The 25697-nt window shown below is 62.8% G+C and carries 23 protein-coding genes; 12 read left to right on the forward strand and 11 right to left on the reverse strand.

Annotated elements, in window-relative coordinates; genetic code table 11:
* Positions 1-21: 21 nt before the first annotated feature.
* Positions 22-915 carry a LysR family transcriptional regulator ArgP gene (locus IF690_RS23180; RefSeq protein ID WP_023966985.1) on the reverse strand — a complete coding sequence of 298 codons (894 nt, stop codon included), beginning with the start codon at positions 913-915 and terminating at the stop codon, positions 22-24.
* 96 nt (positions 916-1011) lie between these two features.
* Here IF690_RS23180 and IF690_RS23185 point away from each other — a divergent pair, with 96 nt between their 5' ends.
* The 10 genes from IF690_RS23185 (at position 1012) to IF690_RS23230 (ending at position 15060) form a co-directional block, all read left to right on the forward strand.
* Entirely contained in the window at positions 1012-1413 is a 402-nt protein-coding gene (locus tag IF690_RS23185) for an ACT domain-containing protein (protein ID WP_202697534.1), read from the forward strand.
* A 5-nt stretch (positions 1414-1418) separates the two neighbouring features.
* Positions 1419-2021: a LysE/ArgO family amino acid transporter gene (locus IF690_RS23190; protein ID WP_202697535.1), complete on the forward strand. Its 603-nt coding sequence runs from the start codon at positions 1419-1421 to the stop codon at positions 2019-2021.
* 176 nt (positions 2022-2197) lie between these two features.
* Positions 2198-2794, forward strand: coding sequence for a superoxide dismutase (locus IF690_RS23195; protein ID WP_007929765.1), 597 nt, complete (start codon positions 2198-2200; stop codon positions 2792-2794).
* A gap of 302 nt (positions 2795-3096) precedes the next feature.
* Complete coding sequence (locus tag IF690_RS23200) at positions 3097-5148, forward strand: putative bifunctional diguanylate cyclase/phosphodiesterase (protein WP_202697536.1); 2052 nt, start codon at positions 3097-3099, stop codon at positions 5146-5148.
* Positions 5149-5310: 162 nt separating this feature from the next.
* Positions 5311-6654: an imelysin family protein gene (locus tag IF690_RS23205; protein WP_202697537.1), complete on the forward strand. Its 1344-nt coding sequence runs from the start codon at positions 5311-5313 to the stop codon at positions 6652-6654.
* Positions 6655-7113: 459 nt separating this feature from the next.
* Positions 7114-8541: a di-heme oxidoreductase family protein gene (locus IF690_RS23210; protein WP_202697538.1), complete on the forward strand. Its 1428-nt coding sequence runs from the start codon at positions 7114-7116 to the stop codon at positions 8539-8541.
* Between the two features lie 30 nt (positions 8542-8571).
* On the forward strand, positions 8572-9636 hold the full coding sequence (locus tag IF690_RS23215) for an imelysin family protein (RefSeq protein WP_023966996.1): 1065 nt from the start codon (positions 8572-8574) through the stop codon (positions 9634-9636).
* A gap of 2 nt (positions 9637-9638) precedes the next feature.
* Positions 9639-10736 carry a DUF1513 domain-containing protein gene (locus tag IF690_RS23220; RefSeq protein ID WP_202697539.1) on the forward strand — a complete coding sequence of 366 codons (1098 nt, stop codon included), beginning with the start codon at positions 9639-9641 and terminating at the stop codon, positions 10734-10736.
* A gap of 135 nt (positions 10737-10871) precedes the next feature.
* The gene (locus IF690_RS23225; protein WP_202697540.1) at positions 10872-12023 is read left to right on the forward strand and encodes an efflux RND transporter periplasmic adaptor subunit; all 1152 of its coding nucleotides are present in this window, start codon (positions 10872-10874) and stop codon (positions 12021-12023) included.
* 13 nt (positions 12024-12036) lie between these two features.
* Complete coding sequence (locus IF690_RS23230; protein WP_202697541.1) at positions 12037-15060, forward strand: multidrug efflux RND transporter permease subunit; 3024 nt, start codon at positions 12037-12039, stop codon at positions 15058-15060.
* A gap of 59 nt (positions 15061-15119) precedes the next feature.
* Here the strand turns inward: IF690_RS23230 and IF690_RS23235 are convergent, their stop codons facing one another.
* From IF690_RS23235 to colR, 5 genes are all read right to left on the reverse strand, one after another.
* Positions 15120-15347 carry a hypothetical protein gene (locus IF690_RS23235; protein WP_023967004.1) on the reverse strand — a complete coding sequence of 76 codons (228 nt, stop codon included), beginning with the start codon at positions 15345-15347 and terminating at the stop codon, positions 15120-15122.
* 2 nt (positions 15348-15349) lie between these two features.
* Complete coding sequence (locus tag IF690_RS23240) at positions 15350-16063, reverse strand: lipopolysaccharide kinase InaA family protein (RefSeq protein WP_202697542.1); 714 nt, start codon at positions 16061-16063, stop codon at positions 15350-15352.
* Between the two features lie 4 nt (positions 16064-16067).
* Positions 16068-16748 (reverse strand): class I SAM-dependent methyltransferase, encoded by a 681-nt coding sequence (locus IF690_RS23245; RefSeq protein ID WP_202697543.1) that lies wholly within the window; start codon positions 16746-16748, stop codon positions 16068-16070.
* A 189-nt stretch (positions 16749-16937) separates the two neighbouring features.
* Positions 16938-18218 (reverse strand): sensor histidine kinase, encoded by a 1281-nt coding sequence (locus IF690_RS23250; protein ID WP_202697544.1) that lies wholly within the window; start codon positions 18216-18218, stop codon positions 16938-16940.
* Complete coding sequence (gene colR, locus IF690_RS23255; protein ID WP_202697545.1) at positions 18208-18891, reverse strand: two-component system response regulator ColR; 684 nt, start codon at positions 18889-18891, stop codon at positions 18208-18210. Before colR ends, IF690_RS23250 begins: the two co-directional genes overlap by 11 nt.
* 219 nt (positions 18892-19110) lie before the next feature.
* Here colR and IF690_RS23260 point away from each other — a divergent pair, with 219 nt between their 5' ends.
* On the forward strand, positions 19111-19854 hold the full coding sequence (locus tag IF690_RS23260; RefSeq protein ID WP_202697546.1) for a phosphatase PAP2 family protein: 744 nt from the start codon (positions 19111-19113) through the stop codon (positions 19852-19854).
* Between the two features lie 172 nt (positions 19855-20026).
* Here IF690_RS23260 and groL read toward each other — a convergent pair whose 3' ends face one another.
* The 4 genes from groL to IF690_RS23280 form a co-directional block, all read right to left on the reverse strand.
* A complete protein-coding gene (gene groL, locus IF690_RS23265; RefSeq protein ID WP_009050539.1) occupies positions 20027-21670 on the reverse strand; it encodes a chaperonin GroEL in 1644 nt (547 codons plus the stop codon).
* A 49-nt stretch (positions 21671-21719) separates the two neighbouring features.
* Positions 21720-22013: a co-chaperone GroES gene (locus IF690_RS23270; RefSeq protein ID WP_009050540.1), complete on the reverse strand. Its 294-nt coding sequence runs from the start codon at positions 22011-22013 to the stop codon at positions 21720-21722.
* 253 nt (positions 22014-22266) lie between these two features.
* Complete coding sequence (locus IF690_RS23275; protein WP_202697547.1) at positions 22267-22743, reverse strand: FxsA family protein; 477 nt, start codon at positions 22741-22743, stop codon at positions 22267-22269.
* Positions 22744-22809: 66 nt separating this feature from the next.
* Positions 22810-23541 carry a HugZ family pyridoxamine 5'-phosphate oxidase gene (locus IF690_RS23280; protein WP_202697548.1) on the reverse strand — a complete coding sequence of 244 codons (732 nt, stop codon included), beginning with the start codon at positions 23539-23541 and terminating at the stop codon, positions 22810-22812.
* Between the two features lie 163 nt (positions 23542-23704).
* On the opposite strand from IF690_RS23280, the gene IF690_RS23285 reads away from it, so the two are divergent.
* Positions 23705-24463 carry an SDR family oxidoreductase gene (locus IF690_RS23285; RefSeq protein ID WP_202697549.1) on the forward strand — a complete coding sequence of 253 codons (759 nt, stop codon included), beginning with the start codon at positions 23705-23707 and terminating at the stop codon, positions 24461-24463.
* 69 nt (positions 24464-24532) lie between these two features.
* Here the strand turns inward: IF690_RS23285 and apbC are convergent, their stop codons facing one another.
* The gene (apbC, locus tag IF690_RS23290) at positions 24533-25627 is read right to left on the reverse strand and encodes an iron-sulfur cluster carrier protein ApbC (RefSeq protein ID WP_202697550.1); all 1095 of its coding nucleotides are present in this window, start codon (positions 25625-25627) and stop codon (positions 24533-24535) included.
* Positions 25628-25697: the final 70 nt, after the last annotated feature.

Genomic DNA, 25697 nt, shown 5'->3' on the forward strand with positions numbered 1-25697 from the left:
CTGATGCCTTGACGCCCGGTGTCACGCCAACGGCACCAGCCATTGCGCCGAAGAACGCGCCAGGTGCTCGGTGAGCAGGCCCAGCAGTTGGCCACCATTGCGCCAATGATGCCAGTACAGCGGCACATCGATCGGCTTATCGGGCAAAAGCTCCACCAACACCCCCCGCGCCAACTGGTCGCGCACCTGCAGTTCGGGCACCAGCCCCCAGCCCAGGCCGGCCTCGGTCAGGCGGATGAACCCCTCGGACGAGGGACACAGGTGATGCTCGAACCCGCCATCGACACCCAGCGCCGCCAGATAGCGGTGCTGCAGGAAGTCGTCCGGGCCGAACACCAGGGCTGGCGTCCGGGCCAGGCGCTCGGCTTGCACGCCTTGCGGAAAATGCCGCGCAAGGAAGGCCGGGCTGGCCAGGGCACGGTAGCGCATGGCCCCCAGCAGCACGCTACGGGCGCCAGCCACCGGCCGCTCGCTGGCGCAGACACAGGCCGCCACTTCCCCGGCCCGCATGCGCTTGAGACCCACGGTCTGGTCTTCGACGATCAGGTCGAGGAGCAAGTGCTGCTCGGCACAGAAGTCACCCACCGCCTCGGCCCACCAAGTAGCAAGGCTGTCGGCATTGAGGGCAATGCGCAGACGCTCCGGCAGACCTTCCTCGTCCAGGGCCGGCACCTGGCTCTGCAGGTCGCGTTCGAGCAGGCGTACCTGCTGCACATGGTTGAGCAGGCGTCGGCCGATTTCCGTCGGTGCCGGCGGCGTGGCCCGCACCAGCACCGGCTGGCCGATCCGCGCCTCGAGCAGCTTGATCCGCTGGGAAATGGCCGATTGCGACAACCCCAGCACCTGCGCGGCACGCTCGAATCCGGCTTGCTCGATCACCGCGGCCAGGGCGGACAGCAATTTATAGTCGAACATCAGTTTTCCTAATGAGCGATCAGTAATATTGGTTTTTCTTATACAGCCTGCCACCGGAAAATAGCCAGTATGCTTTCTCGTTCAAGGACCCTTTCCATGGCTGGCGAAACCTCCCTCGATACCCTGCTGCGCAGCATGAGCCCGCAGCTCAACCCTGGTGACTACGTGTTCTGCTCCATCGCCGACCGCGGGCTGCTCGAGGGCACCGACGTACTGGGCAGCTTTCGCGAGCAGGAAGGGCTCACGGTGATCCTCGAGCGCCAGCAGGCCGAACGGCTGGGGCTGGGTTTCGACTACGTCGCGGCCTGGATCACCCTGAACGTGCACTCGGCCCTGGCAGCCGTCGGCCTGACCGCCGCGTTCGCCAGCGCCCTGGGCAAGGCCGGGATCAGCTGCAACGTGATCGCCGGCTACTACCACGATCATCTGTTTGTCGGTAAGGCCGATGCCGAGCGCGCCATGCACGTGCTGCGGCAACTGGCGGCGGGCAAGGAGTAAACGACATGTGGCAGAGCTACGTTAACGGGCTGCTGGTAGCGGCCGGGCTGATCATGGCGATCGGCAGCCAGAATGCTTTTGTCCTGGCCCAGAGCCTGCGGCGCGAACACCACCTGCCGGTGGCCGTACTGTGCGTGACTTGCGATGCGTTGCTGGTGGCGGCCGGGGTATTCGGCCTGGCCACGGTGCTGGCGCAGAATCCGACGCTGCTGGCGGTTGCCCGCTGGGGTGGCGCCGCGTTCCTGATCTGGTACGGCAGCCAGGCCCTGCGTCGCGCCTGTTCCAAGCAGAGCCTGCAGCAGGGTGAGAACCAGACCGTCCGCTCGCTGCGCGCGGTGCTGCTCAGTGCGTTGGCGGTGACCCTGCTCAACCCCCATGTGTACCTGGACACGGTGCTGCTGATCGGCTCGCTGGGGGCGCAACAGACCGAACCCGGCGCCTATGTGGTCGGCGCGGCCAGCGCTTCGCTGCTGTGGTTTTTCACCCTCGCCCTCGGCGCCGCATGGCTGGCTCCATGGCTGGCCCGGCCGAGCACCTGGCGCATTCTCGACCTGTTGGTGGCGGTGATGATGTTCAGTGTCGCGATTCAGTTGATAAGCGCTGGGTGATGTATTCCAAAAGGCTCTGGAACCTCTATCCCACACAGTTGTTGCGTGGTTATGCCGCACCCCCGGTGCTATGATCCGAACCCTGCGCCGCAAAGAGTACAAACTCCCCGGCGCTTGTCTGGCCGCCCGTGATCGGCCTTGCGCTCACCGCAACTGACCTGATTAGGAGAATCATCATGGCTTTCGAATTGCCGCCGCTGCCTTACGCACACGATGCCCTGCAGCCGCACATTTCCAAGGAAACCCTGGAATACCACCACGACAAGCACCACAACACCTATGTCGTGAACCTGAACAACCTGGTGCCAGGCACCGAGTTCGAAGGCAAAACCCTGGAAGAGATCGTCAAGTCTTCCTCGGGCGGCATCTTCAACAACGCCGCTCAGGTCTGGAACCACACTTTCTACTGGAACTGCCTGGCGCCAAACGCCGGCGGTCAACCAACCGGCGCACTGGCCGAGGCCATCAACGCAGCATTCGGTTCGTTCGACAAGTTCAAGGAAGAATTCACCAAGACTTCCGTCGGCACCTTCGGTTCCGGTTGGGGCTGGCTGGTGAAAAAGGCTGACGGTTCCCTGGCCCTGGCCAGCACCATCGGCGCCGGCAACCCGCTGACCAGCGGCGATACCCCGCTGCTGACCTGCGACGTCTGGGAACACGCTTACTACATCGACTACCGCAACCTGCGTCCTAAATACGTCGAAGCGTTCTGGAACCTGGTCAACTGGAAATTCGTGGCCGAGCAGTTCGAAGGCAAGACCTTCGTCGCCTAAGCCCGGTTGCAGTCAAAAAACCCGGCATTGCCGGGTTTTTTCATTTTACCGGCAAGGGCCCGGCTTGCCCCGCCAGCCCGGTGCGCTAACCTCTATCCAGGTAAAAAATCGCCTCCATCCCTCAAGTTGCAAGGCTTGGCTACCGACATATAACCGATAAGCACGGATAGGCTGGCTCCCGGCATTCCAACCAAGCCGGCAGGTGAAATATCCTGGACCTGATTGTCCCTTTGACTGCCATCACGGGATTGCCAATACTCATGGCAACTTGACGCTACACGCACGGAACAAGGAATAACCCTTTGAAGCTGGAACTCAAAAACAGCTTGTCGGTGAAGTTGCTCCGGGTTGTGCTGCTGTCGGCACTGATAGTGGGCGTAGTTCTGAGCTGCGCACAAATCGTCTTCGATGCTTACAAGACTCGGCAGGCGGTCGCTAATGATGCCCAGCGCATTCTCGACATGTTTCGCGACCCCTCGACCCAGGCTGTTTACAGCCTGGACCGCGAAATGGGCATGCAAGTCATCGAAGGCCTGTTCCAGGACGCTGCCGTGCGCATGGCCTCCATCGGCCATCCCAAGGAAACCATGCTCGCGGAAAAAACCCGTGAGTTGCAGACATCCCCCAGCCGCTGGCTGACCGACCTGATCCTCGGCAAGGAGCGCACCTTCACCACCCAACTGGTGGGTCGTGGGCCCTACAGCGAATACTACGGCGACCTGAGCATCACCCTCGACACGGCCACCTACGGCCAGGGATTCATCGTCAGCTCGGTGATCATTTTCATTTCCGGCGTGTTGCGTGCCCTGGCCATGGGCCTGGTGCTGTATCTGGTTTACCACTGGCTGCTGACCAAGCCGCTGTCGCGGATCATCGAGCACCTGACCACCATCAATCCGGATCGCCCCAGCGAACATCAGATTCCCTTGCTCAAGGGCCACGAGCGAAACGAACTGGGGATCTGGATCAATACCGCCAACCAGTTGCTGGCGTCGATCGAGCGCAACACGCACCTGCGCCATGAAGCGGAAAACAGCCTGCTACGCATGGCCCAGTACGACTTCCTCACCGGCCTGCCCAACCGCCAGCAGCTGCAGCAGCAACTGGACAAGATCCTGATCGATGCCGGCCGCCTGCAACGCCGGGTCGCGGTGCTCTGTGTCGGCCTCGACGACTTCAAGGGCATCAACGAACAGTTCAGCTACCAGACCGGCGACCAGTTGCTGCTGGCCCTGGCCGACCGCCTGCGGGCCCACAGTGGCCGCCTGGGCGCCCTCGCCCGCCTCGGCGGCGACCAGTTCGCCCTGGTCCAGGCCGATATCGAACAACCCTACGAAGCCGCCGAGCTGGCGCAGAGCATTCTCGACGACCTGGAAGCACCGTTCGCCCTCGACCACCAGGAAATCCGCCTGCGCGCCACCATCGGCATCACCCTGTTCCCGGAAGACGGCGACAGCACCGAGAAGCTGCTGCAGAAAGCCGAACAGACCATGACCCTGGCCAAGAGCCGCTCGCGCAACCGTTATCAGTTCTATATCGCCAGCGTCGACAGCGAGATGCGCCGGCGCCGCGAACTGGAGAAGGACCTGCGCGAAGCCTTGACCCGCGAGCAGTTCCACCTGGTCTACCAGCCGCAGATCAGCTACCGCGATCATCGTGTGGTCGGGGTCGAGGCGCTGCTGCGCTGGCAGCATCCGGAACACGGCTTTGTCCCGCCGGACCTGTTCATTCCCCTGGCCGAGCAGAACGGCACCATCATCGCCATCGGCGAATGGGTGCTGGACCAGGCCTGCCGCCAGTTGCGCGAATGGCATGACCTGGGCTTCAGCGACCTGCGCATGGCGGTCAACCTGTCTACCGTGCAACTGCACCACGCCGAGCTGCCGCGGGTGGTCAACAACCTGCTGCAGATCTACCGCCTGCCACCGCGCAGCCTGGAGCTGGAAGTCACCGAAACCGGCCTGATGGAAGACATCAGCACCGCCGCCCAGCACCTGCTGAGCCTGCGCCGCTCGGGTGCGCTGATCGCCATCGACGACTTCGGCACCGGCTATTCGTCCCTGAGCTATCTCAAGAGCCTGCCGCTGGACAAGATCAAGATCGACAAGAGCTTCGTCCAGGACCTGCTGGATGACGACGACGATGCGACCATCGTGCGGGCGATCATCCAGCTGGGCAAAAGCCTGGGCATGCAGGTGATCGCCGAGGGCGTGGAAACCGCCGAGCAGGAGGCCTACATCATCGCCGAAGGCTGCCACGAAGGTCAGGGTTATCACTACAGCAAACCCCTGCCGGCACGGGAGCTGAGCGCCTACCTGAAACAGGCCCAGCGCAGTAACGCGGCCATCCTCTGAAGACCCGATTGCGCGCATAAGCTTGATCCAGCGCAATCGCTTCCTGAATAAGAAATATTTACAACCACAACCCTTTACACATAATGCAAATCTTTCGCATTATGTCGCAGTTTTGCGCGCCCTCGCGCCAGTCCACCCCTCTCTCGAAGCAGGATGTTCGCCATGATTCGTATGCCTCTGGCTACCGCCAGTCTGTTGGCCATCGCTATTTCCCTCGCCGGTTGCGGCGAAGGCAAAGACAAGGCTGGCGCGCCGCAAGCCGCTGCTCCAACCGCCAGCACCGCCGCCCCGGCCACCGCTCCTGCGGCCGGCAAGGTCGATGAAGCAGCGGCCAAGGCGGTTGTCGCGCATTACGCCGACATGGTCTTCGCCGTGTACAGCGATGCCGAATCCACCGCGAAGACCCTGCAGACCGCAATCGACGCCTTCCTCGCCAAGCCCAACGCCGACACCCTGAAAGCCGCCAAGGCTGCCTGGGTCGCCGCTCGCGTGCCTTACCTGCAGAGCGAAGTGTTCCGCTTCGGCAACACCATCGTCGACGACTGGGAAGGCCAGGTGAACTCCTGGCCGCTGGACGAAGGCCTGATCGACTACGTCGACAAGTCCTACGAGCACGCGCTGGGCAACCCGGGCGCCACCGCCAACATCATCGCCAACACCGAAGTCCAGGTCGGCGAAGACAAGGTCGACGTGAAAGACATCACCCCGGAAAAACTCGCCAGCCTCAACGAGCTGGGCGGTTCCGAGGCCAACGTCGCCACCGGCTACCACGCCATCGAATTCCTGCTCTGGGGCCAGGACCTGAACGGCACCGGCCCTGGCGCCGGCAACCGCCCGGCTTCCGACTACCTGGAAGGCGCCGGCGCCACCGGTGGCCACAACGACCGTCGTCGCGCCTACCTGAAAGCCGTGACCCAGCTGCTGGTCAACGACCTGGAAGAAATGGTCGGCAACTGGAAGCCGAACGTGGCCGACAACTACCGCGCCACCCTGGAAGCCGAACCGGCTGAAAGCGGCCTGCGCAAAATGCTGTTCGGCATGGGCAGCCTGTCCCTGGGCGAACTGGCGGGCGAACGCATGAAGGTGTCCCTGGAGGCCAACTCCCCCGAGGACGAGCAGGACTGCTTCAGCGACAACACCCACAACTCGCATTTCTACGATGCCAAGGGCATCCGCAACGTCTACCTGGGCGAATACACCCGCGTCGACGGCACCAAGCTGACCGGCGCCAGCCTGTCGTCGCTGGTGGCGAAAGTCGACCCGGCCGCCGACACCGCGCTGAAAGCCGACCTGGCCGCCACCGAAGCCAAGATCCAGGTCATGGTCGATCACGCCAACAAGGGTGAGCACTACGACCAGCTGATCGCCGCCGGCAACGACGCGGGCAACCAGATCGTGCGTGACGCCATCGCCGCGCTGGTCAAGCAGACCGGCTCGATCGAGCAGGCCGCGGGCAAGCTGGGCATCAGCGACCTGAACCCGGACAACGCCGATCACGAGTTCTGATCACTGTTGCGCGAATGAAAAGGCGACCTTCGGGTTAATGCCGATCAGTTAAGGCTTTTTGTAGGAGCAGCCGATCGACGCTCGATTGCTCGCGAAGAACTCCAGCACAGCGCGTTAAACCAGGCAGTACGCGTTATCGTTGACGTTTTTCGCGAGCAAGCTCGCTCCTACAGTCGAGCCAATCGCTTAACTGATCGGCATTAGACCTTCGGGTCGCCTTTTTTGTGCCTGGCGTCCTGTAGCCGCTGCCGTAGACCGCGATAAGACCGCAGGCCTTCAGCGATCTTGAAACCCTGCGCCCCCTTCGGTGGCGAGCGCAGCCTGCGGCAGCGGCTACAGGACCAGGAAGGCTCGAACCAGCGTTGTCCCACGTCAAGCGGAACGATAATTCCTCTTATTCAAACTGCCCTGCCCTGTTAGACTTTGCGCCCTTGTTTTGCTCGTCTTGCAGGATATCCGATGCCCCCGTCGCTGCTTCGCTGGTCCACGCTGTTCATGGCCTTGAGCCTGGGTGCCTGCGATGACGCCCCGCGCTTTACCCAGGCCGAGCCGGGCGAAGCGCGTTCCGGCGGTGAGGCGACCGTGCGCAAGAGCGACCAGAACGCCTTTTCCATGCCGTCGGCCAACCTGTCGCCGACCCGGCGCCTGGATTTCAGCGTCGGCAACAGTTTCTTTCGCAGCCCCTGGGTGATCGCCCCCTCGACCACCACCGCCCGCGATGGCCTGGGCCCGCTGTTCAATACCAACGGCTGCCAGAACTGCCATATCAAGGACGGCCGCGGACACCCGCCGACGCCCGACTCGGACAATGCGGTGTCGATGCTGGTGCGCCTGTCGATCCCCAATGAGCCGGCCTACGCCAAGGTCATCGAGCAACTGGGCATAGTGCCCGAGCCGGTGTACGGCGGGCAGCTCCAGGACATGGCGGTGCCTGGCGTCGCCCCGGAAGGCAAGGTGCGGGTCGAGTACGAACCGCTGACCGTGCGTTTCAAGGACGGCACTGAGGTCGAACTGCGCAAGCCGAAGCTGCAGATCACCCAGCTCGGCTACGGCCCGATGCATCCCGACACCCGTTTCTCGGCGCGCGTGGCCCCACCGATGATCGGCCTGGGCCTGCTCGAAGCCATCCCCGAGGCGGCGATCCTGGCCAATGCCCAAGCGCAGGCCAAGGCTGGCAACGGCATCGCCGGACGGCCAAACCGGGTCTGGGACGACGCCCAGCAGAAGACCGTACTCGGGCGTTTTGGCTGGAAAGCCGGACAGCCCAACCTCAATCAACAAAATGTTCACGCGTTCTCTGGTGATATGGGCCTGACCACCCGCCTGAGACCCTTCGATGACTGCACCGACGCCCAGACCGCCTGCAAGCAGGCCCCCAACGGCAACGGGCCGGATGGCGAACCGGAAGTCAGCGACAACATCCTGCGCCTGGTGCTGTTCTACAGCCGCAACCTCGGGGTGCCGGCGCGCCGCGATGTTGGCTCGCCGCAAGTGCTGGCCGGCAAGAACCTGTTCTACCAGGCCGGTTGCCAGTCCTGTCATACCCCCCGGTTCACCACCGCCGCCGATGCCGCGGAACCCGAGTTGGCCAATCAAGTGATCCGCCCCTACAGCGACTTGCTGCTGCACGACATGGGCGAAGGCCTGGCCGACAACCGCAGCGAATTCCAGGCCGGCGGCCGCGACTGGCGCACGCCGCCGCTGTGGGGGATCGGCCTGACGCAAACGGTCAGCGGCCACACCCAGTTCCTGCATGACGGCCGCGCCCGCAACCTGCTCGAAGCCGTGCTCTGGCATGGCGGCGAAGCCCAGGCGGCGCAGCAACAGGTTTTATCCTTCAATGCCGAACAGCGCGCTGCGCTGCTGGCATTCCTGAATTCTCTTTAACGCCTTCCTACAAGAACCGGGAGCCCGAACATGTTCCGTCCCAAGCTGTTGTTCACCAGCCTTGCCGCGCTCGCCCTGGGCGCCTGCTCGCCGCAGGACCCACAAGCCGTGACCTCGGCGGCCATCGCCAAGCAGGTGATCCTGCCGACCTACAGCCGTTGGGTCGAAGCCGACCGCCAGCTGGCGATCAGCGCCCTGGCCTTCTGTGAGGGCAAGCAAAGCCTGGACACCGCCCGTGCCGACTTCCTGCACGCGCAGAAAGCCTGGGCCGAACTGCAACCCTTGCTGATCGGCCCGCTGGCCGAGGGCAACCGTTCCTGGCAGGTGCAGTTCTGGCCGGACAAGAAGAACCTGGTCGGCCGCCAGGTCGAACAGCTGGTCACCGCCACGCCACAGATCGACGCCGCCGCCCTGGCCAAATCCAGCGTCGTGGTACAGGGCCTCTCGGCCTACGAGTACATCCTGTTCGACGCCAAGATCGACATGGCCGACAGCGCGCAGAAAGCCCGCTACTGCCCACTGCTGAGCGCCATTGGCGAGCGCCAGAAACAGCTCGCCGAAGAGATCCTGTCGCGCTGGAACACCAGCGACGGCATGCTCGCGCAGCTAAGCAAGTTCCCCAACCAGCGCTACGCCGATTCCCATGAGGCCATCGCCGACCTGCTGCGGGTCCAGGTCACCGCGCTGGACACCCTGAAGAAGAAGCTCGGCACACCGATGGGCCGTCAGAGCAAGGGCATTCCACAGCCGTTCCAGGCCGATGCCTGGCGCAGCCAGTCGTCCATGCAAAGCCTGCAAGCCAGCCTCGCCGCGGCCCAGACCGTCTGGGCCGGAGTCGACAACAAGGGCCTGCGCGGTCTGTTGCCGGCCGAGCAGAAGCCGCTGGCCGACAAGATCGACGCCGCCTACGCCGCCTCGCTGAAGCTGTTCGCCAGCACCCAGCGCTCGCTGACCGAGCTGCTGGCCGACGACGCCGGCCGCCAGCAACTGAACGATATCTATGACAGCCTCAACGTCGTCCACCGCCTGCACGAAGGCGAGCTGGCCAAGGCGCTGGGCATCCAACTGGGCTTCAACGCCAACGACGGTGACTGATCATGCTGCGACGTCAGGCTTTGGCACTCGGCAGCCTGCTGCTGAGCGCCGTCACGCTGGGTGGCTGGACGCTGTTCAAGCACAAGGACCAGGGGCCGCTGCTGCTCTCGGCGCGGGATGACGGCAACGGCAAGCACTACGCCGTCGGCTATCGCCTGGATGGTCAGCCAGTGTTCGCCACCCAGGTCGGTCAACGCTGCCATGACATCGTCAACCACCCGACACTGCCGATCGCCCTGTTCGTCGCCCGCCGCCCGGGCACCGAAAGCTACCTGATCGACCTGCGTGACGGCACCCTGCTGCAAACCCTGGCCTCGCAGCCCAACCGGCACTTTTATGGCCACGCGGTGATCCACCAGAGCGGTGACTGGCTGTACGCCACCGAGAACGACACAAGCGATCCGGGTCGCGGCCTGCTCGGGGTGTACCGGTTCGAGGGCGAGCGCCTGGCGCACAGCGGCGAGATCCCGACCCACGGCATCGGCCCGCACCAGGTGTCGTGGATGCCGGATGGCGAAACCCTGGTGGTGGCCAACGGCGGGATCCGCACCGAAGCGGAAAGCCGCGTCGAGATGAACCTCAACGCCATGGAACCGAGCCTGGTGCTGATGCAGCGCGACGGCAACCTGCTGAGCAAGGAAACCCTGGCCCAGCAGATGAACAGCGTGCGCCACATGGGCATCGCCGGCGACGGCACCATAGTCACCGGCCAGCAATTCATGGGCGATGCCCACGAGTCGTCGCAGCTACTGGCGATCAAGCGCCCGGGGCAACCGTTCCAGGCCTTCCCGGTGGCCGAGCAGCAGTTGCAGGCGATGGGGCATTACACCGCCAGCGTCGCGGTGCACAGCGAACTGCGCCTGGTGGCCCTCACCGCCCCGCGCGGCAACCGCTTTTTCATCTGGGACCTGGACAGCGCCGAAGTGCGCCTGGATGCGCCCTTGCCGGACTGTGCCGGAGTCGGCGCGGTGGCGGATGGTTTTGTCGTGACCTCGGGCCAGGGGCGTTGCCGCTTCTACGACTGTCGCCAGACACAACTGCTGGCAAAACCCCTGGATTTGCCGGCAGGGCTCTGGGACAACCATTTGCACCTGGTCTAGTTTTCGCCGCCGCACAGGATTGGAAAACAGGACTCTGGATGACCGGATTGTTATCTGGAAGCCCCCGAAAAGTCAGAGTAATGTCTGCGGCAATCAGCTTGGTTTTCCCAGCTTCGTTTTCCAAGGAACCGGAATATGCTGCGTCGCCGCATGTTTATCATGTTGGGTGTCGTCCTGCTGATCGTGCTGTTGCTGGCAGGCTACAAGGCCTTCTCCATCTATCAGCAGGTCAAGCTCTTCTCGGCGCCCAAGCCGCCGATCAGCGTGGCCGTGGCCACGGCTCGCGAACAACTGTGGCAAACCCGCCTGCCCACCGTCGGCACCCTCAAGGCCCTGCAGGGGGTCAACCTCAGCCTGGAAATGGCCGGGACCGTCAAGGCGCTGCAGTTCGAGTCCGGGCAGAAGGTCAAGGCCGGCCAGCCCTTGCTGCAACTCGACAGCGACGTGGAAAGCGCCCTGCTGGAAACCGCCCAGGCCGACCTGAGCCTGTCCCAACTGGACTTCGGCCGCGGCAGCCAACTGGTGGGCAGCCAGGCGATTTCACGCGGCGAATACGATCGGCTGTCGGCGCAGTTGCAAAAGAACAAGGCCACGGTCAATCAGCTCAAGGCTGCGCTGGCGAAAAAACGCATGCTCGCGCCTTTCAGCGGCACCATCGGCATTCGCCATGTGGATGTCGGCGACTACCTGGCCAGCGGCACGGTGATTGCCACCCTGCAGGATCTCAGCAGCCTGTACGTGGACTTCTTCGTCCCGGAACAGGCAGTACCGAAAATCGCCCTGGGGCAATCGGTCAGCGTGATGGTCTCCGCCTACCCGACGGAACAGTTCACCGCCACCATCAGCGCCATCAACCCCAAGGTCGAAGACACCACGCGCAACGTGCAGGTGCGCGCCACCCTGGCCAACCCCGATGGCAAGCTGCTGCCGGGCATGTTCACCAACCTGCAGGTACTGCTGCCCGATCCGCAGCCCAGGGTGGTGGTACCGGAGAGCGCCATCACCTACACCTTGTACGGTAACTCGCTGTACGTGGTGGCCGAAAAAAAGGCCGCCGATGGCAGCCCGGAGAAAGACGACAAGGGCCAACCGGTGCTGATCGCCGAGCGGCGTTTCATCGAAACCGGTGAACGGCGCAACGGCCTGGTGCTGATCAACAAGGGTGTGAGCAGCGGCGAGCAGGTGGTGAGCGCCGGGCAGATCAAGCTGGACCATGGCGCGCACATCGCCATCACCCCGGACAAGATGCTGCCCACCGAACAGAGCGGCCAGCCACGCGCGAACTGATCAAGGAATCCTCATGGCTTTTACAGATCCGTTCATCCGTCGTCCGGTGCTGGCCACCGTGGTCAGCCTGCTGATCGTGCTGCTGGGGTTCCAGGCCTGGAGCAAACTGCCGCTACGCCAGTATCCACAGATGGAGAACGCCCTGATCACGGTGACCACCGCCTACCCCGGGGCCAATGCCGAGACCATCCAGGGCTATATCACCCAGCCGATGCAGCAGAGCCTGGCCAGCGCCGAGGGCATCGACTACATGACCTCGGTGAGTCGCCAGAACTTCTCGGTGATTTCGGTCTACGCCCGCATCGGCGCCAACAGCGACCGCCTGTTCACCGAGCTGCTGGCCAAGGCCAACGAGGTGAAAAACAAGCTGCCCCAGGACGCCGAGGACCCGGTGCTGAGCAAGGAAGCCGCCGACGCCTCGGCGCTGATGTACATCAGTTTTTTCAGCCAGGAGCTGAGCAACCCGCAGATCACCGACTACCTGTCGCGGGTGATCCAGCCGAAGCTGGCGACCCTGCCGGGCATGGCCGAGGCCGAGATCCTCGGCAACCAGGTGTTCGCCATGCGCCTGTGGCTGGACCCAGTCAAGCTCGCTGGCTACGGCCTGAGCGCCAGCGACGTGACCAGCGCAGTGCGCCGCTACAACTTCCTGTCCGCGGCCGGCGAGGTCAAGGGCGAGTACGTGGTCACCAGCATCAACGCCAGCACCGAACTGAAATCCGCCGAAGCCTTCGCCGCCCTTCCCCTGCGGACCGAAGGCGACAGCCGGGTAGTGCTCGGCGACGTGGCACGGGTCGAGATGGGCGCGGAGAACTACAACGCCATCAGCTCCTTTGGTGGCATCCCTTCGGTCTACATCGGCATCAAGGCGACCCCCAACGCCAACCCGCTGGACGTGATCAAGGAAGTGCGCAAGATCATGCCGGAGCTGGAGGCCCAGTTGCCGCCCAACCTCAAGCTGGAGATCGCCTACGACGCCACGCGGTTCATCCAGGCCTCGATCAACGAGGTGGTGAAGACCCTGTTCGAAGCCGTGCTGATCGTGATCGTGGTGGTGTTCCTGTTCCTCGGCGCGCTGCGTTCGGTGGTGATCCCGGTGGTGACCATTCCGCTGTCGATGATCGGCGTGATGTTCTTCATGCAGTTGATGGGCTACTCGATCAACCTGCTGACCCTGCTGGCCATGGTGCTGGCCATCGGCCTGGTGGTGGACGACGCGATCGTGGTGGTGGAAAACATCCACCGGCATATCGAGGAAGGCAAGACGCCGCTGGACGCAGCCCTCGAAGGCGCCCGGGAAATCGCCATGCCGGTGGTGTCGATGACCATCACCCTGGCCGCGGTCTACGCCCCCATCGGCTTCCTGCAGGGGCTCACCGGGGCGCTGTTCAAGGAGTTCGCCCTGACCCTGGCCGGCGCGGTGGTGATTTCCGGCATCGTCGCCCTGACCCTGTCGCCGATGATGTGCGCCCTGCTGCTGCGCCACGATGAAAACCCCAGCGGCCTGGCCCACCGTCTCGACCTGATCTTCGAAAGCCTCAAGCGCCGCTACCAGAGCCTGCTGCATGGCACCCTCAACACCCGGCCGGTGGTCCTGGTGTTCGCCCTGATCGTGCTGTGCCTGATCCCGGTCCTGCTCATGTTCACCAAATCGGAACTGGCCCCGGACGAGGACCAGGGCATCATTTTCATGATGGCCACCGCGCCCCAGCCGGCCAACCTGGATTACCTCAACGCCTATACCGACGAGTTCCTCGAGATCTTCAAGACGTTCCCCGAGTACTACTCCTCGTTCCAGATCAACGGTTTCAACGGCGTGCAATCGGGTATCGGCGGTTTCCTGCTCAAGCCCTGGAACGAACGTGAGCGCACGCAGATGCAGATCCTGCCGGAGGTCCAGGCCCGGCTCTCAGGCATCGCCGGGCTGCAAGTCTTCGGTTTCAACCTGCCGTCCCTGCCGGGCACCGGCGAGGGGCTGCCATTCGCCTTCATCATCAACAGCCCCAACGATTACGAGTCGTTGCTGGAACTGTCCGACCGGGTGAAGAAGCGCGCCATGGAGTCGGGCAAGTTCGCCTTCGTCGATATCGACCTGGCCTTCGACAAACCGGAAGTGGTGGTCGATATCGACCGCGCCAAGGCCGCGCAGATGGGCGTATCGATGCTGGACCTGGGCGGGACCCTGGGCACCTTGCTCGGCGAGGCGGAAATCAACCGCTTCACCGTCGAGGGCCGCAGCTACAAGGTCATTGCCCAGGTCGAACGGCCTTATCGCGACAACCCCGAATGGCTGAACAACTACTACGTGAAAAACGCCAAGGGCGAGGCGCTGCCGCTGTCGACCCTGATCACCGTCCGCGATCGGGCCCGCCCGCGACAGCTCAACCAGTTCCAGCAACTCAACGCCGCCACCATTTCCGGGTTCCCGGTCGTGAGCATGGGCGAAGCGATCGATACCGTGCGCCAGATCGCCGAGGAAGAGGCCCCGCCGGGCTACGCCTTCGACTATGCCGGGGCCTCGCGACAGTTCGTCCAGGAGGGTAGCGCGCTGTGGGTGACCTTTGGCCTGGCGCTGGCGATCATTTTCCTGGTGCTGGCGGCGCAGTTCGAGAGCTTTCGCGATCCGGTGGTGATCCTGGTAACGGTGCCGCTGTCGATCTGCGGGGCCTTGATCCCGCTGTTTCTCGGCTGGTCGAGCATGAACATCTATACCCAGGTCGGGCTGGTGACCCTGATCGGCCTGATCAGCAAGCACGGGATCCTGATCGTCGAGTTCGCCAACCAGCTGCGCAAGGACCAGGGGCTGACACCGCGCGAGGCCGTGGAAGCCGCCGCGGCCATTCGCCTGCGGCCGGTGTTGATGACCACCGCGGCGATGGTCTTCGGCATGGTGCCGCTGATCCTGGCCACGGGCGCCGGTGCGGTCAGCCGGTTCGACATCGGCACGGTGATCGCCACGGGGATGTCGATCGGTACCCTGTTCACCCTGTTCGTGTTGCCCTGCATCTACACCCTGCTGGCCAGGCCGGACAGGTGAAGGACGCCCAATAAAAAAGACCTCGCGATGCGAGGCCTTTTTATCGGGCTTGATGGTCTTCAACTCTGCGGCCTCATTCCCTGAGTCAGGCCGAACATGAACAACAACAGCTCACGATCGGGTTGGACTGCCTGGGTCGTCTTGACGACCCGTGGCAACGGGCAATGCGCATCACCCTGCGCCGTGCTGAGGACTTCCATGCGTGGCTGCTCCCATGCAGCCACCGCCAAGGATGCAACTGCCAAGGCTCCTACTAAAAACAAACCTCGTGCAATTTCGAGCTTCATCACTATAAGCCTTTGATAGCGCTGCCAAACGCCGTCTTATAAAAATAGTTGAGTTTGTCCCAGTCCGTGGTACTCCACGACGAGTGGCGACGCAATTGTTTCATGTCATGGACGGCAGCCCGTTTAGCCGTCAGGCGCTGGCGGCATTTCTCGAAATCCAGCAGCGCAATATCCACCTGCGCCGCTTCGCCTTCACCCATGACCCGCACGAACACATGCTTGCTATACAGGCAGCCATGCTGCCAGCGGCCCCGGTGCATGCGCGCCAGCGTGGCCGCCAACGCCTTGAGCACACGCTCGTGCAGGGCCTCGCCGTGGCGCTCGCGTTCGCCAGCGGCGTACCAGTGGTCGATTTCCACAAAGCCGTCCAGCGCCTCGGTCACCAGCAAGGCACGCCACTGGCCCTGGGAATCGCGCTGCGCCCCACAGAACACCAGGCGCGGCACCTCCACATTGAGCTGGCTCAGGCCCTTGAGCGCATCCTGCTCGCGCAGCACCGTGGGGCGGCCGAAGGGGTGCAACCAGCTGCGATAGGTATGACCGATCTGGCGCTTGGCATACAGCACACGCCCGTCAGTGCCCGGAATACGTTGGACGCCACTTTCCCCGCCTCGACGTTGATTGGGCTCTTCGACCCACTCCCCCTGCTGATTCCAGAAGTAATCGAAACGGTCCGCAGCAGCGACTTCCATTCCCGGTGCACATTCAACGGCCATCCTGTTACCTCTTGCGTAATACGTAAACTCGCCACATGGCGTAGAGCGGAAAAAAGTCCAGATGATCCTGAACGCGAAACCCGGCCTGCTTGAATTCTTCTTCAACCGTGGCTGCCGGTAACACAAAACGGTTTTGGTAACCTTCCTGCCCGGATTCCGCCTTGCGCCGAACTTCCATGCGCTTGCGTTTCCAGGCCTTGAAGTTGCCATCGACCCACAATGAAACGATCACGCTGTCCCGGGTAACCCGCTGGAACTCCCGGAGCAGAGCCAGGCGATGGGACGACTCGCCGATGTGGTGCAACAGGCGCATGCAGAAAATGCTGTCGACGGCGTTGTCCGGCAAGTCGATGTCAAAGGCGGAGGTCTGCAAGGGTTGTACCCGTTTCACCACCTCGGCCGGTTGCGCCACCGTGGCGATCCTCAACATCGCCGCGGAGTTGTCCGCCCCGATGATCACGCGGTTGGGTTTCTCCGCCAACAACGGCCAGAAACGCCCGGCACCACAGGGCAGGTCTAGCACCAGGCCCGGCTCTCCGGCCATGGCCAGCGCCGCACGCGCCAACTGCTCGTCACGCTTGTGGGACAACCGGCGCGCTACGCCATCCTGATGCTTGAGCAGATACTCCTGGGCATGTTGTTCGTCGTACTTCTCGGAAAATTCCAGCTTGATCGGGGTCGCCATCACACAGTCTCCTGAATCTGATGGCCCCACCTTAGGCAGCGGCTTGTCAGCGTCAGGTCATGTCTTTGTGAAAACTTCGTCCGGTCCAGCGTGGAAATATTTCAGGGTTTTACAGGCTCTCACGGGTGGCCTGGGGCCATCAACCAGGGAAATTCCCGTGACACCCCCTGCAGAAGTCATAGAGACCCGTCATGCCGTGCGACGGTTCAACTCGACATGAAACCGGCAGCCATTGGGCTCCATGGTGCTGAGGCTGACGCTCCAGCCCTGGTCCTCGCAGATCCGCTGCACCAGCGACAGGCCCAGGCCCAGGCCCTCGCCGCGCTTCTCGTTGCCGCGCACGAAAGGCTCGAACATCGCCTCGCGTTTCTCCTCGGGAATGCCGACACCACTGTCCTCGACCACAAAGCCGCGGGGCTCAAGGCTCAGGCGAATGAAACCATGCTCGGTGTAGTGCAAGGCGTTACGCAGCAGGTTGCCCATCACCGCGTGCAGGAAGGTGGCGTTATAGCGGGTATCCAGCGGTTGGCCGGCATCGAAGATCAGCTCCAGGCCCTTTTGCCGGATCGGTCCGCCCCACAACCCCACCAGATCCTCGGCCACCTGGCTCAAGGTCGCCTGGGGCGACATGCCACCGTCTTCGCGCTGGGCACGGGCCAGCATCAGGAAGGTCTGCACCAGCTCGCGCATTTCACCGCACGCCCGGGCGATACGCTCGACCTGGGCCCGACCGCGCTGATCGATCGCCGGGTTTTCCAGCAACAGCTCGCAAGAGCTGGCCAGTACCATCAGCGGCGTACGCAGTTCGTGGCTGACATCGCTGGTGAACAGGCGCTCGCGATTCAGGGCCTGGCGCAAGCGCCCCAGGGTGGCGTCGAAGGCCACCGCCAGCTCCCCGACTTCGTCAGCCGCGTAGTCCGGTGCCAATGGCGGCGCCAGCCCCAGCAGTTGGTCGCGATGCCGCACCTGCCGCGCCAGCCTCACCACCGGCGCCATGACCCGGCGCGCCAGCACCCAGCCAAGGAACACCGCCAAGGCCAGGCTCAGCACGAAGCCCACCAGCACCACCGCGAAGAGCACCCGTTCGCGCTCTTCGAAGTCGCTCTGATCCTGCAGCAACACGTAGCGCCGGCCGTCGACCACTTCGACCATGGCGTGGTACGACAGCTGTTCGCGGAATACCTCATGAAAACCCGGATCCAGGTGCCGCAGATCCTTGGGCAGCTCGAAGTCGCCGCGCCCGCCGCTGAAGTAAAACAGCTGGTCCGGCTCGGGACGGTGGCTCCAGTCGGAAACGTTGTCCATCAACAGCAGACGCTGAAGGTCCCCCCCCAGGCCCGCGGAAATCAGCTTCTCTTCCACCAGGTGCACCGTCGCCACGATACCCAGGGCGAAGGCTCCAGCGACCAGCGCACTCATCAGCGCAAAGGCGATGATGATTCGCTGGGAAAGGCTTTGCTTAAACTCCATCACGACCCTCGGCCAGGCGATAACCGACACCGTGCACCGTATGCAGCAACGGCTTGCCGAACGGCTTGTCGATCACCTGGCGCAATTGGTGGACGTGGCTGCGCAGGCTGTCGCTGTCCGGGCAGTCGTCGCCCCACAGCGCTTCTTCGAGAACTTCCCGGCGCAACACATGCGGGCTCTTCTGCATCAACACCGCCAGCAACTTGAGCCCCACCGGGTTGAGCTTGAGCAGGCGCCCTTCGCGGGTGACTTCCAGGGTGTCGAGGTCATAACTCAGGTCGCCGACCTGCAGGGCCCGGCGCCCGCCGCCCTGGGTGCGGCGCATGACCGCCTCGACCCGCGCGGCCAGCTCGGACAAGGCGAAAGGCTTGACCAGGTAATCGTCGGCCCCGGACTTGAAGCCCTGCAGGCGATCGTCCAGTTGGTCGCGGGCGGTGAGCATGATCACCGGCGTATCGCGCCGGGCATCTTCGCGCAAGCGCTTGCACAAGGTGTAGCCATCGATCCCCGGCAGCATGATGTCGAGCACGATCAGGTCGTAATGTTCGGTGGCGGCCAGGTGCAGGCCCGACAGACCGTCCTGGGCACAGTCCACGGTATAGCCTTTAAGCCCCAGGTAGTCGGCCAGGTTGGCCAGAATATCGCGGTTGTCTTCAACCAGTAGAATTCGCATGGGCACTCTCTCCGCACACAGTTACGGCCGTCTTGGCTCGCGCAGCTTAAGGCCAAGCGTGGCTGACGGCTAGGGTTGTTCAGTCTCCCGCGGCGAACGCCGCCGCAGGGTTCCAGGGCCTTGACGAGTTTTTCACCCAGGGTTCACACGCTGACGACAAGGGCAACTCCAGACTCCGCGGGAACCCGCGACTGCAACGCTTCCCTCAAAGGACTTTCCATGGCTCCGACCCTCGCCCGCCCCGCCTCCACAGCGCTGAACTGGTGGATCTGCCTGGGCGTTCCCGCCCTGGCTGCCGTCAGCTTGCTGCTGCTTGAACTGACCTCCCTGGACATGGACCTGGCCCAGTACTTTTATGACCCCGCCGCTGGCGGCTTCATCGGCGGCCACAGCTACTTCCTGGAAAATATCCTGCATGACCGGGCCAAGCAGGTGGTCATCGTCTTTTCGGTGCTGGCCATTGTCGGCTTCATCGGCGCCTTCTTCGTCCAGCGTCTCAAGCCGTTCAAGCGCGAGCTGGGTTGCCTGGTGCTGTCCCTGGGCCTGGCCACCGCGTTCGTCACCCCGGTCAAGGCGGTCACGGCCGTGCAATGTCCGTGGAGCCTGAAACAGTTCGGCGGCAAGGAAACCTACAGCGAACTGCTCAGCCCCCGGCCAGCGACCGACAAGCCCGGTCGCTGCTGGCCAGGCGGCCATGCCGCCACTGGCTTTACCCTGTTCGCGCTGTTTTTTGTCCTGCGCGATCGCCGCCCGCGCCTGGCGCGCAAGGCGCTGGTGTTCGCCTTTGCCCTCGGCACGGTGTTCTCGGTCGGCCGCATGCTGCAGGGCGCGCACTTCTTCTCCCACAACGTCTGGACCGCGATCTTCTGCTGGCTGATCTGCCTGGGGGCGTACTACTTCATTCTCTATCGACCGGCGGGCAAGGTTGAACCGGCGATGGAGGCGGAAGCGGCCAAGGCTTGAGATCTTTTCGCGAGCAATCGAACGTCGACCGGCTGCTCCTACAGAGCCACGCATTCCTTGTAGGAGCGAGCTTGCTCGCGATAGCGATCTCCCCGGCAGCAAAATATCCCGTCCATAAAAAAGCCCCGCCGGCTTTCGCCGGCGGGGCTTTTTCGTACGGGGTAAGGCTGGCTTACATCATGCCGCCCATGCCACCCATGCCGCCCATGTCTGGCATGCCGCCAGCTGCCGGCTTGTCTTCAGCGATTTCAGCAACAGCCGCTTCGGTGGTCAGGATCAGACCGCCGATGGAGGATGCCGCTTGCAGCGCCGAACGGGTCACCTTGGTTGGGTCCAGGATGCCCATTTCGATCATGTCGCCGTATTCGCTGGTAGCAGCGTTGTAACCGTAGTTACCCGAACCCTGCTTGACCTTGTCGACCACTACGCTTGGCTCGTCGCCGGAGTTGGCAACGATCTGGCGCAGAGGCGCTTCGACAGCGCGACGCAGAACAGCGATACCCACGTCCTGATCGGCGTTGTCGCCTTTCAGGCCGCTGATCGATTGCAGGGCACGGATCAGGGCTACGCCACCGCCAGGCACCACGCCTTCTTCAACGGCTGCACGGGTAGCGTGCAGGGCGTCTTCAACGCGGGCTTTCTTCTCTTTCATTTCAACTTCGGAACCGGCGCCAACCTTGATCACCGCAACGCCGCCGGACAGCTTGGCCAGGCGCTCTTGCAGTTTTTCACGGTCGTAGTCGGACGAAGTGTCGGCCACTTGTTGACGGATCTGGGTCACACGAGCCTGGATGTCCGCTTCAACGCCAGCACCGTCGATGATGGTGGTGTTTTCTTTGGACAGGATCACGCGCTTGGCGTTACCCAGGTGCTCCAGGGTGGTGCTTTCCAGGCTCAGGCCGATCTCTTCGGAGATAACGGTACCGCCGGTCAGGACGGCGATGTCCTGCAGCATGGCCTTGCGACGGTCGCCGAAGCCTGGTGCCTTGACGGCAGCGACTTTGACGATGCCACGCATGTTGTTCACAACCAGAGTCGCCAGGGCTTCGCCTTCAACGTCTTCAGCCACGATCAGCAGTGGGCGGCCGGCTTTGGCAACGGCTTCCAGCACTGGCAGCATTTCGCGGATGTTGGAGATCTTCTTGTCGACCAGCAGGATCAGCGGGCCGTCCAGCTCGGCGACCATGGTGTCCGGCTTGTTGATGAAGTAAGGGGACAGGTAGCCACGGTCGAACTGCATGCCTTCAACGACAGACAGTTCGTTTTCCAGGCCCGAGCCTTCTTCAACGGTGATCACGCCTTCTTTACCGACTTTTTCCATGGCTTCGGCAATGATGTCGCCGATGGAGTTGTCGGAGTTGGCGGAGATGGTGCCGACCTGAGCGATGGCCTTGGAATCGGCACATGGCTTGGACAGACCTTTGAGCTCTTTGACGATGGCGATGGTCGCCTTGTCGATGCCGCGCTTCAGGTCCATCGGGTTCATGCCGGCAGCGACGGCTTTCAGGCCTTCGTTGACGATCGACTGAGCCAGTACGGTGGCAGTGGTGGTACCGTCGCCGGCGTCGTCGTTGGCACGGGAAGCAACGTCTTTTACCAGCTGCGCGCCCATGTTTTCGAAGCGATCTTTCAGCTCGATTTCTTTGGCGACGGAAACGCCGTCCTTGGTGATGGTCGGAGCGCCGAAGCTCTTCTCGATGATCACGTTACGGCCTTTCGGGCCCAGGGTCGCTTTTACCGCGTCAGCCAGGACGTTAACGCCGGTGAGCATTTTCTTGCGGGCGGAGTCGCCGAATTTAACTTCTTTAGCAGCCATGATCGATATTCCTTAAATACTTTGTAGTAACGGGAAAATGAGCGGGTAATCAGCCTTCGATAACGGCGAGAATTTCGTTCTCAGCCATTACCAGCAGGTCTTCGCCGTCTACTTTCACAGTGTTGCTGCCGGAGTAAGGGCCGAACACAACCTTGTCACCCACTTTCACGGCCAGCGCACGTACTTCACCGTTGTCGAGGATACGACCGGTACCTACAGCGACGATTTCGCCACGGTTAGGTTTTTCAGCGGCCGAACCTGGCAGAACGATACCGCCAGCGGTTTTCGATTCTTCTTCGCTGCGACGGATGACGACGCGGTCATGCAGAGGACGAAGCTTCATTGTCGATCTCTCCTAATTATGGTTTTCAGCGGCCGGTGTCGTTACCGGCGGGTTAACAAATCCGGCGTGGCCGGTTGCGGCTCGACGAGCGAGACGCGGAAGTCTGTCTGGTGTTGCCACCAGAAACCTTGCGGTGACCGATACATGTGGGCGCATATGCTTATTACAAGGGCTGCCCAGTGAAATTTTTTAGATTTTCAGTCGGGCAAAACGAACACGGCACCCGAAGGTGCCGTGTCGATCATTGAGAGACTCAGGAATCGCGGTGCTCGAACTCGCCTTCGATCACATTCGGCTCGCGGCCCAAGGGGCGCTGTGGCGCGGGTCCGCCACGGGCGGCCCGCATGTCGTCGGCAAAGGCACGCTGACGAATGGCCTGTTCTTCGGCACGCTGGCGCATCTTGTTGGCCAGCAGGCGACGGGTGACCGGCAACAGCATGAACAGGCCGAATACGTCACTGATGAAGCCAGGCAGGATCAACAGGCCGCCCGCCAGGGCCAGCATCAGGCCTTCGAGCATGGTCTGGGCCGGCAGCTCGCCGCGGTTCAGGCTTTCACGGGCACGCAATGCCGTGGCCAGCCCCGCGACGCGCAGGACCAGCACACCCAGCATCGAGCCCAGGATGATCAGCAGCAACGCCGGGAAAAACCCGATCGCACCGCTGACTTTGACGAATACGAACAGCTCTAGCACCGGGAACAGCAGAAAGAGCAACAGAAAAGGGCGCATCAAATGGTTTCCTCTACGGAAGAATGCCTTCCAGTAGACCCTAGATGACGTCGGCAATTCGTGAATTCAAGCCTCGGCCCCGGCATTTTTCGGCCATCGCTCGGCGTGAGCCAGAAGAACCAAGGCCTCGCGCACTTGTGTCGGCGTATTACAAGGGCTTGGGAACGGCAGCCAGTACAACCCTTGGCCGATCCGCAGGTGCATGCCTTCGGCATCGATGCCGGCCAGTTGCGCCGCAGCGGTTTTCGGCAACCCGGCCAGGTCCACGTAATGGGCGATCGCCTTGGCGTGATCGCTGTTCATGTGTTCGACCATGCTCAGCTCGGCCTTGCCCGCAAACGGGTTGGCCAGCGTCACCTGGTCGATCCAGTGGATCGCGCCAAAACCGCCGATGTAGCGATGACGCACCGGCTTGAGTAGCCAGAAATCGAAATCGTGGGCCTTGTGATAGTTCTGCGACTCCGGGAAATACCGGTAGTAGCGTTCGGCGGCCGCCTCGATCGCCGCGGCGTCCTCGAGCTTTTCGGCTTCGGCCAGATAGGTCAGGCGTCCCACCGCCTGGACGTCCTCGGCGTCGCGCTCGCCCACCAGCAGCGAACACTTGGGGTCCTTCTGCAGGTTGTGGGTGTGCTGGGCAATGCGGCTGATCAGGATCAGTGGCCGCCCCTGCTCGTCCAGGCAATAAGGAACCACCGAGCCGAAGGGAAAACCCGGCATGGCCTTGGAGTGCGTCGATAGCACGCCACGGTATTCCTTGAGCAGTAATTCTCGTGCATGCTTCGCAGCTTCAACGCTCAATTTATGACTCCTTATATAGAATCCGTCGAAAACGGACGGGCGTCTGAAGCAAAGTTCCAGCGACGCCATCGGGGCAATTCTCAATCTGCAGCCAGGCCATGCCCGATGCACAAGAGAGGCGCCTTAAAGGACACCACTCCAGTTCTGCTATCGGAGCATGCGAATGCAACTCAATGACAAAGTAATCATTATCACCGGCGGTTGCCAGGGGCTGGGCCGCTCCATGGCAGAGTATTTCGCCAGCAAAGGCACCAGGCTGGCACTGGTCGACCTGAACCAGGAAAAGCTCGACCAGGCGGTTGCCGCCTGCCAGGCCGCGGGAGTCGAGGCCCGTGCCTACCTGTGCAACGTCGCCAATGAAGAGCAGGTGGAACACATGGTCGCCCAGGTCGCCGAAGACTTCGGCGCCATTCACGGCCTGATCAATAACGCCGGCATCCTGCGCGACGGCCTGCTGCTCAAGGTCAAGGACGGCGAGATGACCAAGATGAGCCTGGCCCAGTGGCAGTCGGTGATCGACGTCAACCTGACCGGCGTGTTCCTCTGCACCCGCGAAGTCGCGGCGAAGATGATCGAGCTGAAAACCAGCGGCGCGATCATCAACATTTCCTCGATCTCCCGTGCCGGCAATATCGGCCAGACCAACTACTCCGCCGCCAAGGCCGGGGTCGCCGCGGCGACCGTGACCTGGGCCAAGGAACTGGCGCGCTACGGCATCCGCGTGGCCGGCATCGCACCGGGCTTCATCGAAACCGAAATGACCCTGGGCATGAAACCCGAAGCCCTGGAGAAAATGACCTCCAGCATCCCGCTCAAGCGCATGGGCAAGCCAGAAGAGATCGCTCACTCGGCGGCCTATATCTTCGAGAACGACTATTACACTGGCCGGTTCCTCGAGCTGGACGGTGGCCTGCGGATCTGAACCCCGCCCATAAAGCACCCATGAAAAAGCCCGGTGCACTGACCGGGCTTTTTTGTTTGCCCAACCGGCTCAGTCGTCGCTGACGGTAATGTTGGGCATTGCCGGCGCTGCGGCTTCCTGCAGCACGATGCGCGCACCGACATGCCGGGCCAGCTCCTGATAGACCATGGCGATCTGGCTTTCCGGCTCGGCGATCACGGTCGGCTTGCCACCATCGGCCTGCTCGCGGATCAGCATCGACAGCGGTAGCGAGGCCAGCAGTTCGACGCCGTACTGGGTCGCCAGCTTCTCGCCACCACCTTCGCCGAACAGGTGCTCGGCATGGCCGCAGTTGGAGCAGATGTGCACGGCCATGTTTTCCACCACGCCCAGCACCGGGATGTTGACCTTGCGGAACATCTCCACGCCCTTGCGCGCGTCCAGCAACGCCAGGTCCTGCGGGGTGGTGACGATGACCGCGCCGGCCACCGGGACTTTCTGCGCCAGGGTCAGCTGGATATCGCCGGTGCCCGGCGGCATGTCGATCACCAGGTAATCCAGGTCGCCCCAGGCGGTCTGGGTCACCAGTTGCAGCAGGGCGCCGGAGACCATCGGCCCGCGCCAGACCATCGGCGTGTTGTCATCGGTCAGGAAAGCCATGGACATGACCTCGACCCCGTGGGACTTGATCGGTACAAACCATTTCTGGTCCTTGACCTGCGGCCGGGTGCCCTCGGCGATGCCGAACATGATGCCCTGGCTCGGACCATAGATGTCAGCATCGAGAATCCCCACCTTGGCGCCTTCGCGGGCCAACGCCAGGGCCAGGTTGGCCGCGGTGGTGGACTTGCCCACGCCCCCCTTGCCGGATGCCACCGCCACCACGTTCTTGACGTTGGCCAGGCCCGGAATCTGGGCCTGGGCCTTGTGCGCGGCAATCACGCTGGTGACATTGACGCGGGCGATGACCACGCCCTCCATGTTTTCGATGGCCAGCTTCAGCAACTGGGCCCAGCCGCTCTTGAACAGACCGGCGGCATAACCGATCTCCAGTTCGACACGCACCTCGTCGCCCTGGATGTCGATGGAACGGACACAACCGGCGCTGACCGGGTCCTGGTTCAGGTAGGGGTCGGTGTATTGGCGAAGAACGGCTTCCACCGCTGCGCGATTGACGGCGCTCATGGGCTACTCCGATAACAAGACGGGAAAATCAGGCGGCTATCCTACGCCGGACGTTCATTTGTGGCGAGGG

It is taken from the genome of Pseudomonas sp. SK3(2021), from assembly GCF_016772375.1.
Classification (GTDB): Bacteria; Pseudomonadota; Gammaproteobacteria; order Pseudomonadales; family Pseudomonadaceae; genus Aquipseudomonas; species Aquipseudomonas chlororaphis_I.

Excerpts from the sequence above, each read along its gene's own strand:
- IF690_RS23180 (WP_023966985.1), bottom strand. The coding sequence starts at position 915 with ATGTTCGACTATAAATTGCTGTCCGCCCTGGCCGCGGTGATCGAGCAA.
- IF690_RS23185 (WP_202697534.1), top strand. The coding sequence starts at position 1,012 with ATGGCTGGCGAAACCTCCCTCGATACCCTGCTGCGCAGCATGAGCCCG.
- IF690_RS23190 (WP_202697535.1), top strand. The coding sequence starts at position 1,419 with ATGTGGCAGAGCTACGTTAACGGGCTGCTGGTAGCGGCCGGGCTGATC.
- IF690_RS23195 (WP_007929765.1), top strand. The coding sequence starts at position 2,198 with ATGGCTTTCGAATTGCCGCCGCTGCCTTACGCACACGATGCCCTGCAG.
- IF690_RS23205 (WP_202697537.1), top strand. The coding sequence starts at position 5,311 with ATGATTCGTATGCCTCTGGCTACCGCCAGTCTGTTGGCCATCGCTATT.
- IF690_RS23210 (WP_202697538.1), top strand. The coding sequence starts at position 7,114 with ATGCCCCCGTCGCTGCTTCGCTGGTCCACGCTGTTCATGGCCTTGAGC.
- IF690_RS23215 (WP_023966996.1), top strand. The coding sequence starts at position 8,572 with ATGTTCCGTCCCAAGCTGTTGTTCACCAGCCTTGCCGCGCTCGCCCTG.
- IF690_RS23220 (WP_202697539.1), top strand. The coding sequence starts at position 9,639 with ATGCTGCGACGTCAGGCTTTGGCACTCGGCAGCCTGCTGCTGAGCGCC.
- IF690_RS23225 (WP_202697540.1), top strand. The coding sequence starts at position 10,872 with ATGCTGCGTCGCCGCATGTTTATCATGTTGGGTGTCGTCCTGCTGATC.
- IF690_RS23230 (WP_202697541.1), top strand. The coding sequence starts at position 12,037 with ATGGCTTTTACAGATCCGTTCATCCGTCGTCCGGTGCTGGCCACCGTG.
- IF690_RS23235 (WP_023967004.1), bottom strand. The coding sequence starts at position 15,347 with ATGAAGCTCGAAATTGCACGAGGTTTGTTTTTAGTAGGAGCCTTGGCA.
- IF690_RS23240 (WP_202697542.1), bottom strand. The coding sequence starts at position 16,063 with ATGGCCGTTGAATGTGCACCGGGAATGGAAGTCGCTGCTGCGGACCGT.
- IF690_RS23245 (WP_202697543.1), bottom strand. The coding sequence starts at position 16,748 with ATGGCGACCCCGATCAAGCTGGAATTTTCCGAGAAGTACGACGAACAA.
- IF690_RS23250 (WP_202697544.1), bottom strand. The coding sequence starts at position 18,218 with ATGGAGTTTAAGCAAAGCCTTTCCCAGCGAATCATCATCGCCTTTGCG.
- colR (WP_202697545.1), bottom strand. The coding sequence starts at position 18,891 with ATGCGAATTCTACTGGTTGAAGACAACCGCGATATTCTGGCCAACCTG.
- IF690_RS23260 (WP_202697546.1), top strand. The coding sequence starts at position 19,111 with ATGGCTCCGACCCTCGCCCGCCCCGCCTCCACAGCGCTGAACTGGTGG.
- groL (WP_009050539.1), bottom strand. The coding sequence starts at position 21,670 with ATGGCTGCTAAAGAAGTTAAATTCGGCGACTCCGCCCGCAAGAAAATG.
- IF690_RS23270 (WP_009050540.1), bottom strand. The coding sequence starts at position 22,013 with ATGAAGCTTCGTCCTCTGCATGACCGCGTCGTCATCCGTCGCAGCGAA.
- IF690_RS23275 (WP_202697547.1), bottom strand. The coding sequence starts at position 22,743 with ATGCGCCCTTTTCTGTTGCTCTTTCTGCTGTTCCCGGTGCTAGAGCTG.
- IF690_RS23285 (WP_202697549.1), top strand. The coding sequence starts at position 23,705 with ATGCAACTCAATGACAAAGTAATCATTATCACCGGCGGTTGCCAGGGG.
- apbC (WP_202697550.1), bottom strand. The coding sequence starts at position 25,627 with ATGAGCGCCGTCAATCGCGCAGCGGTGGAAGCCGTTCTTCGCCAATAC.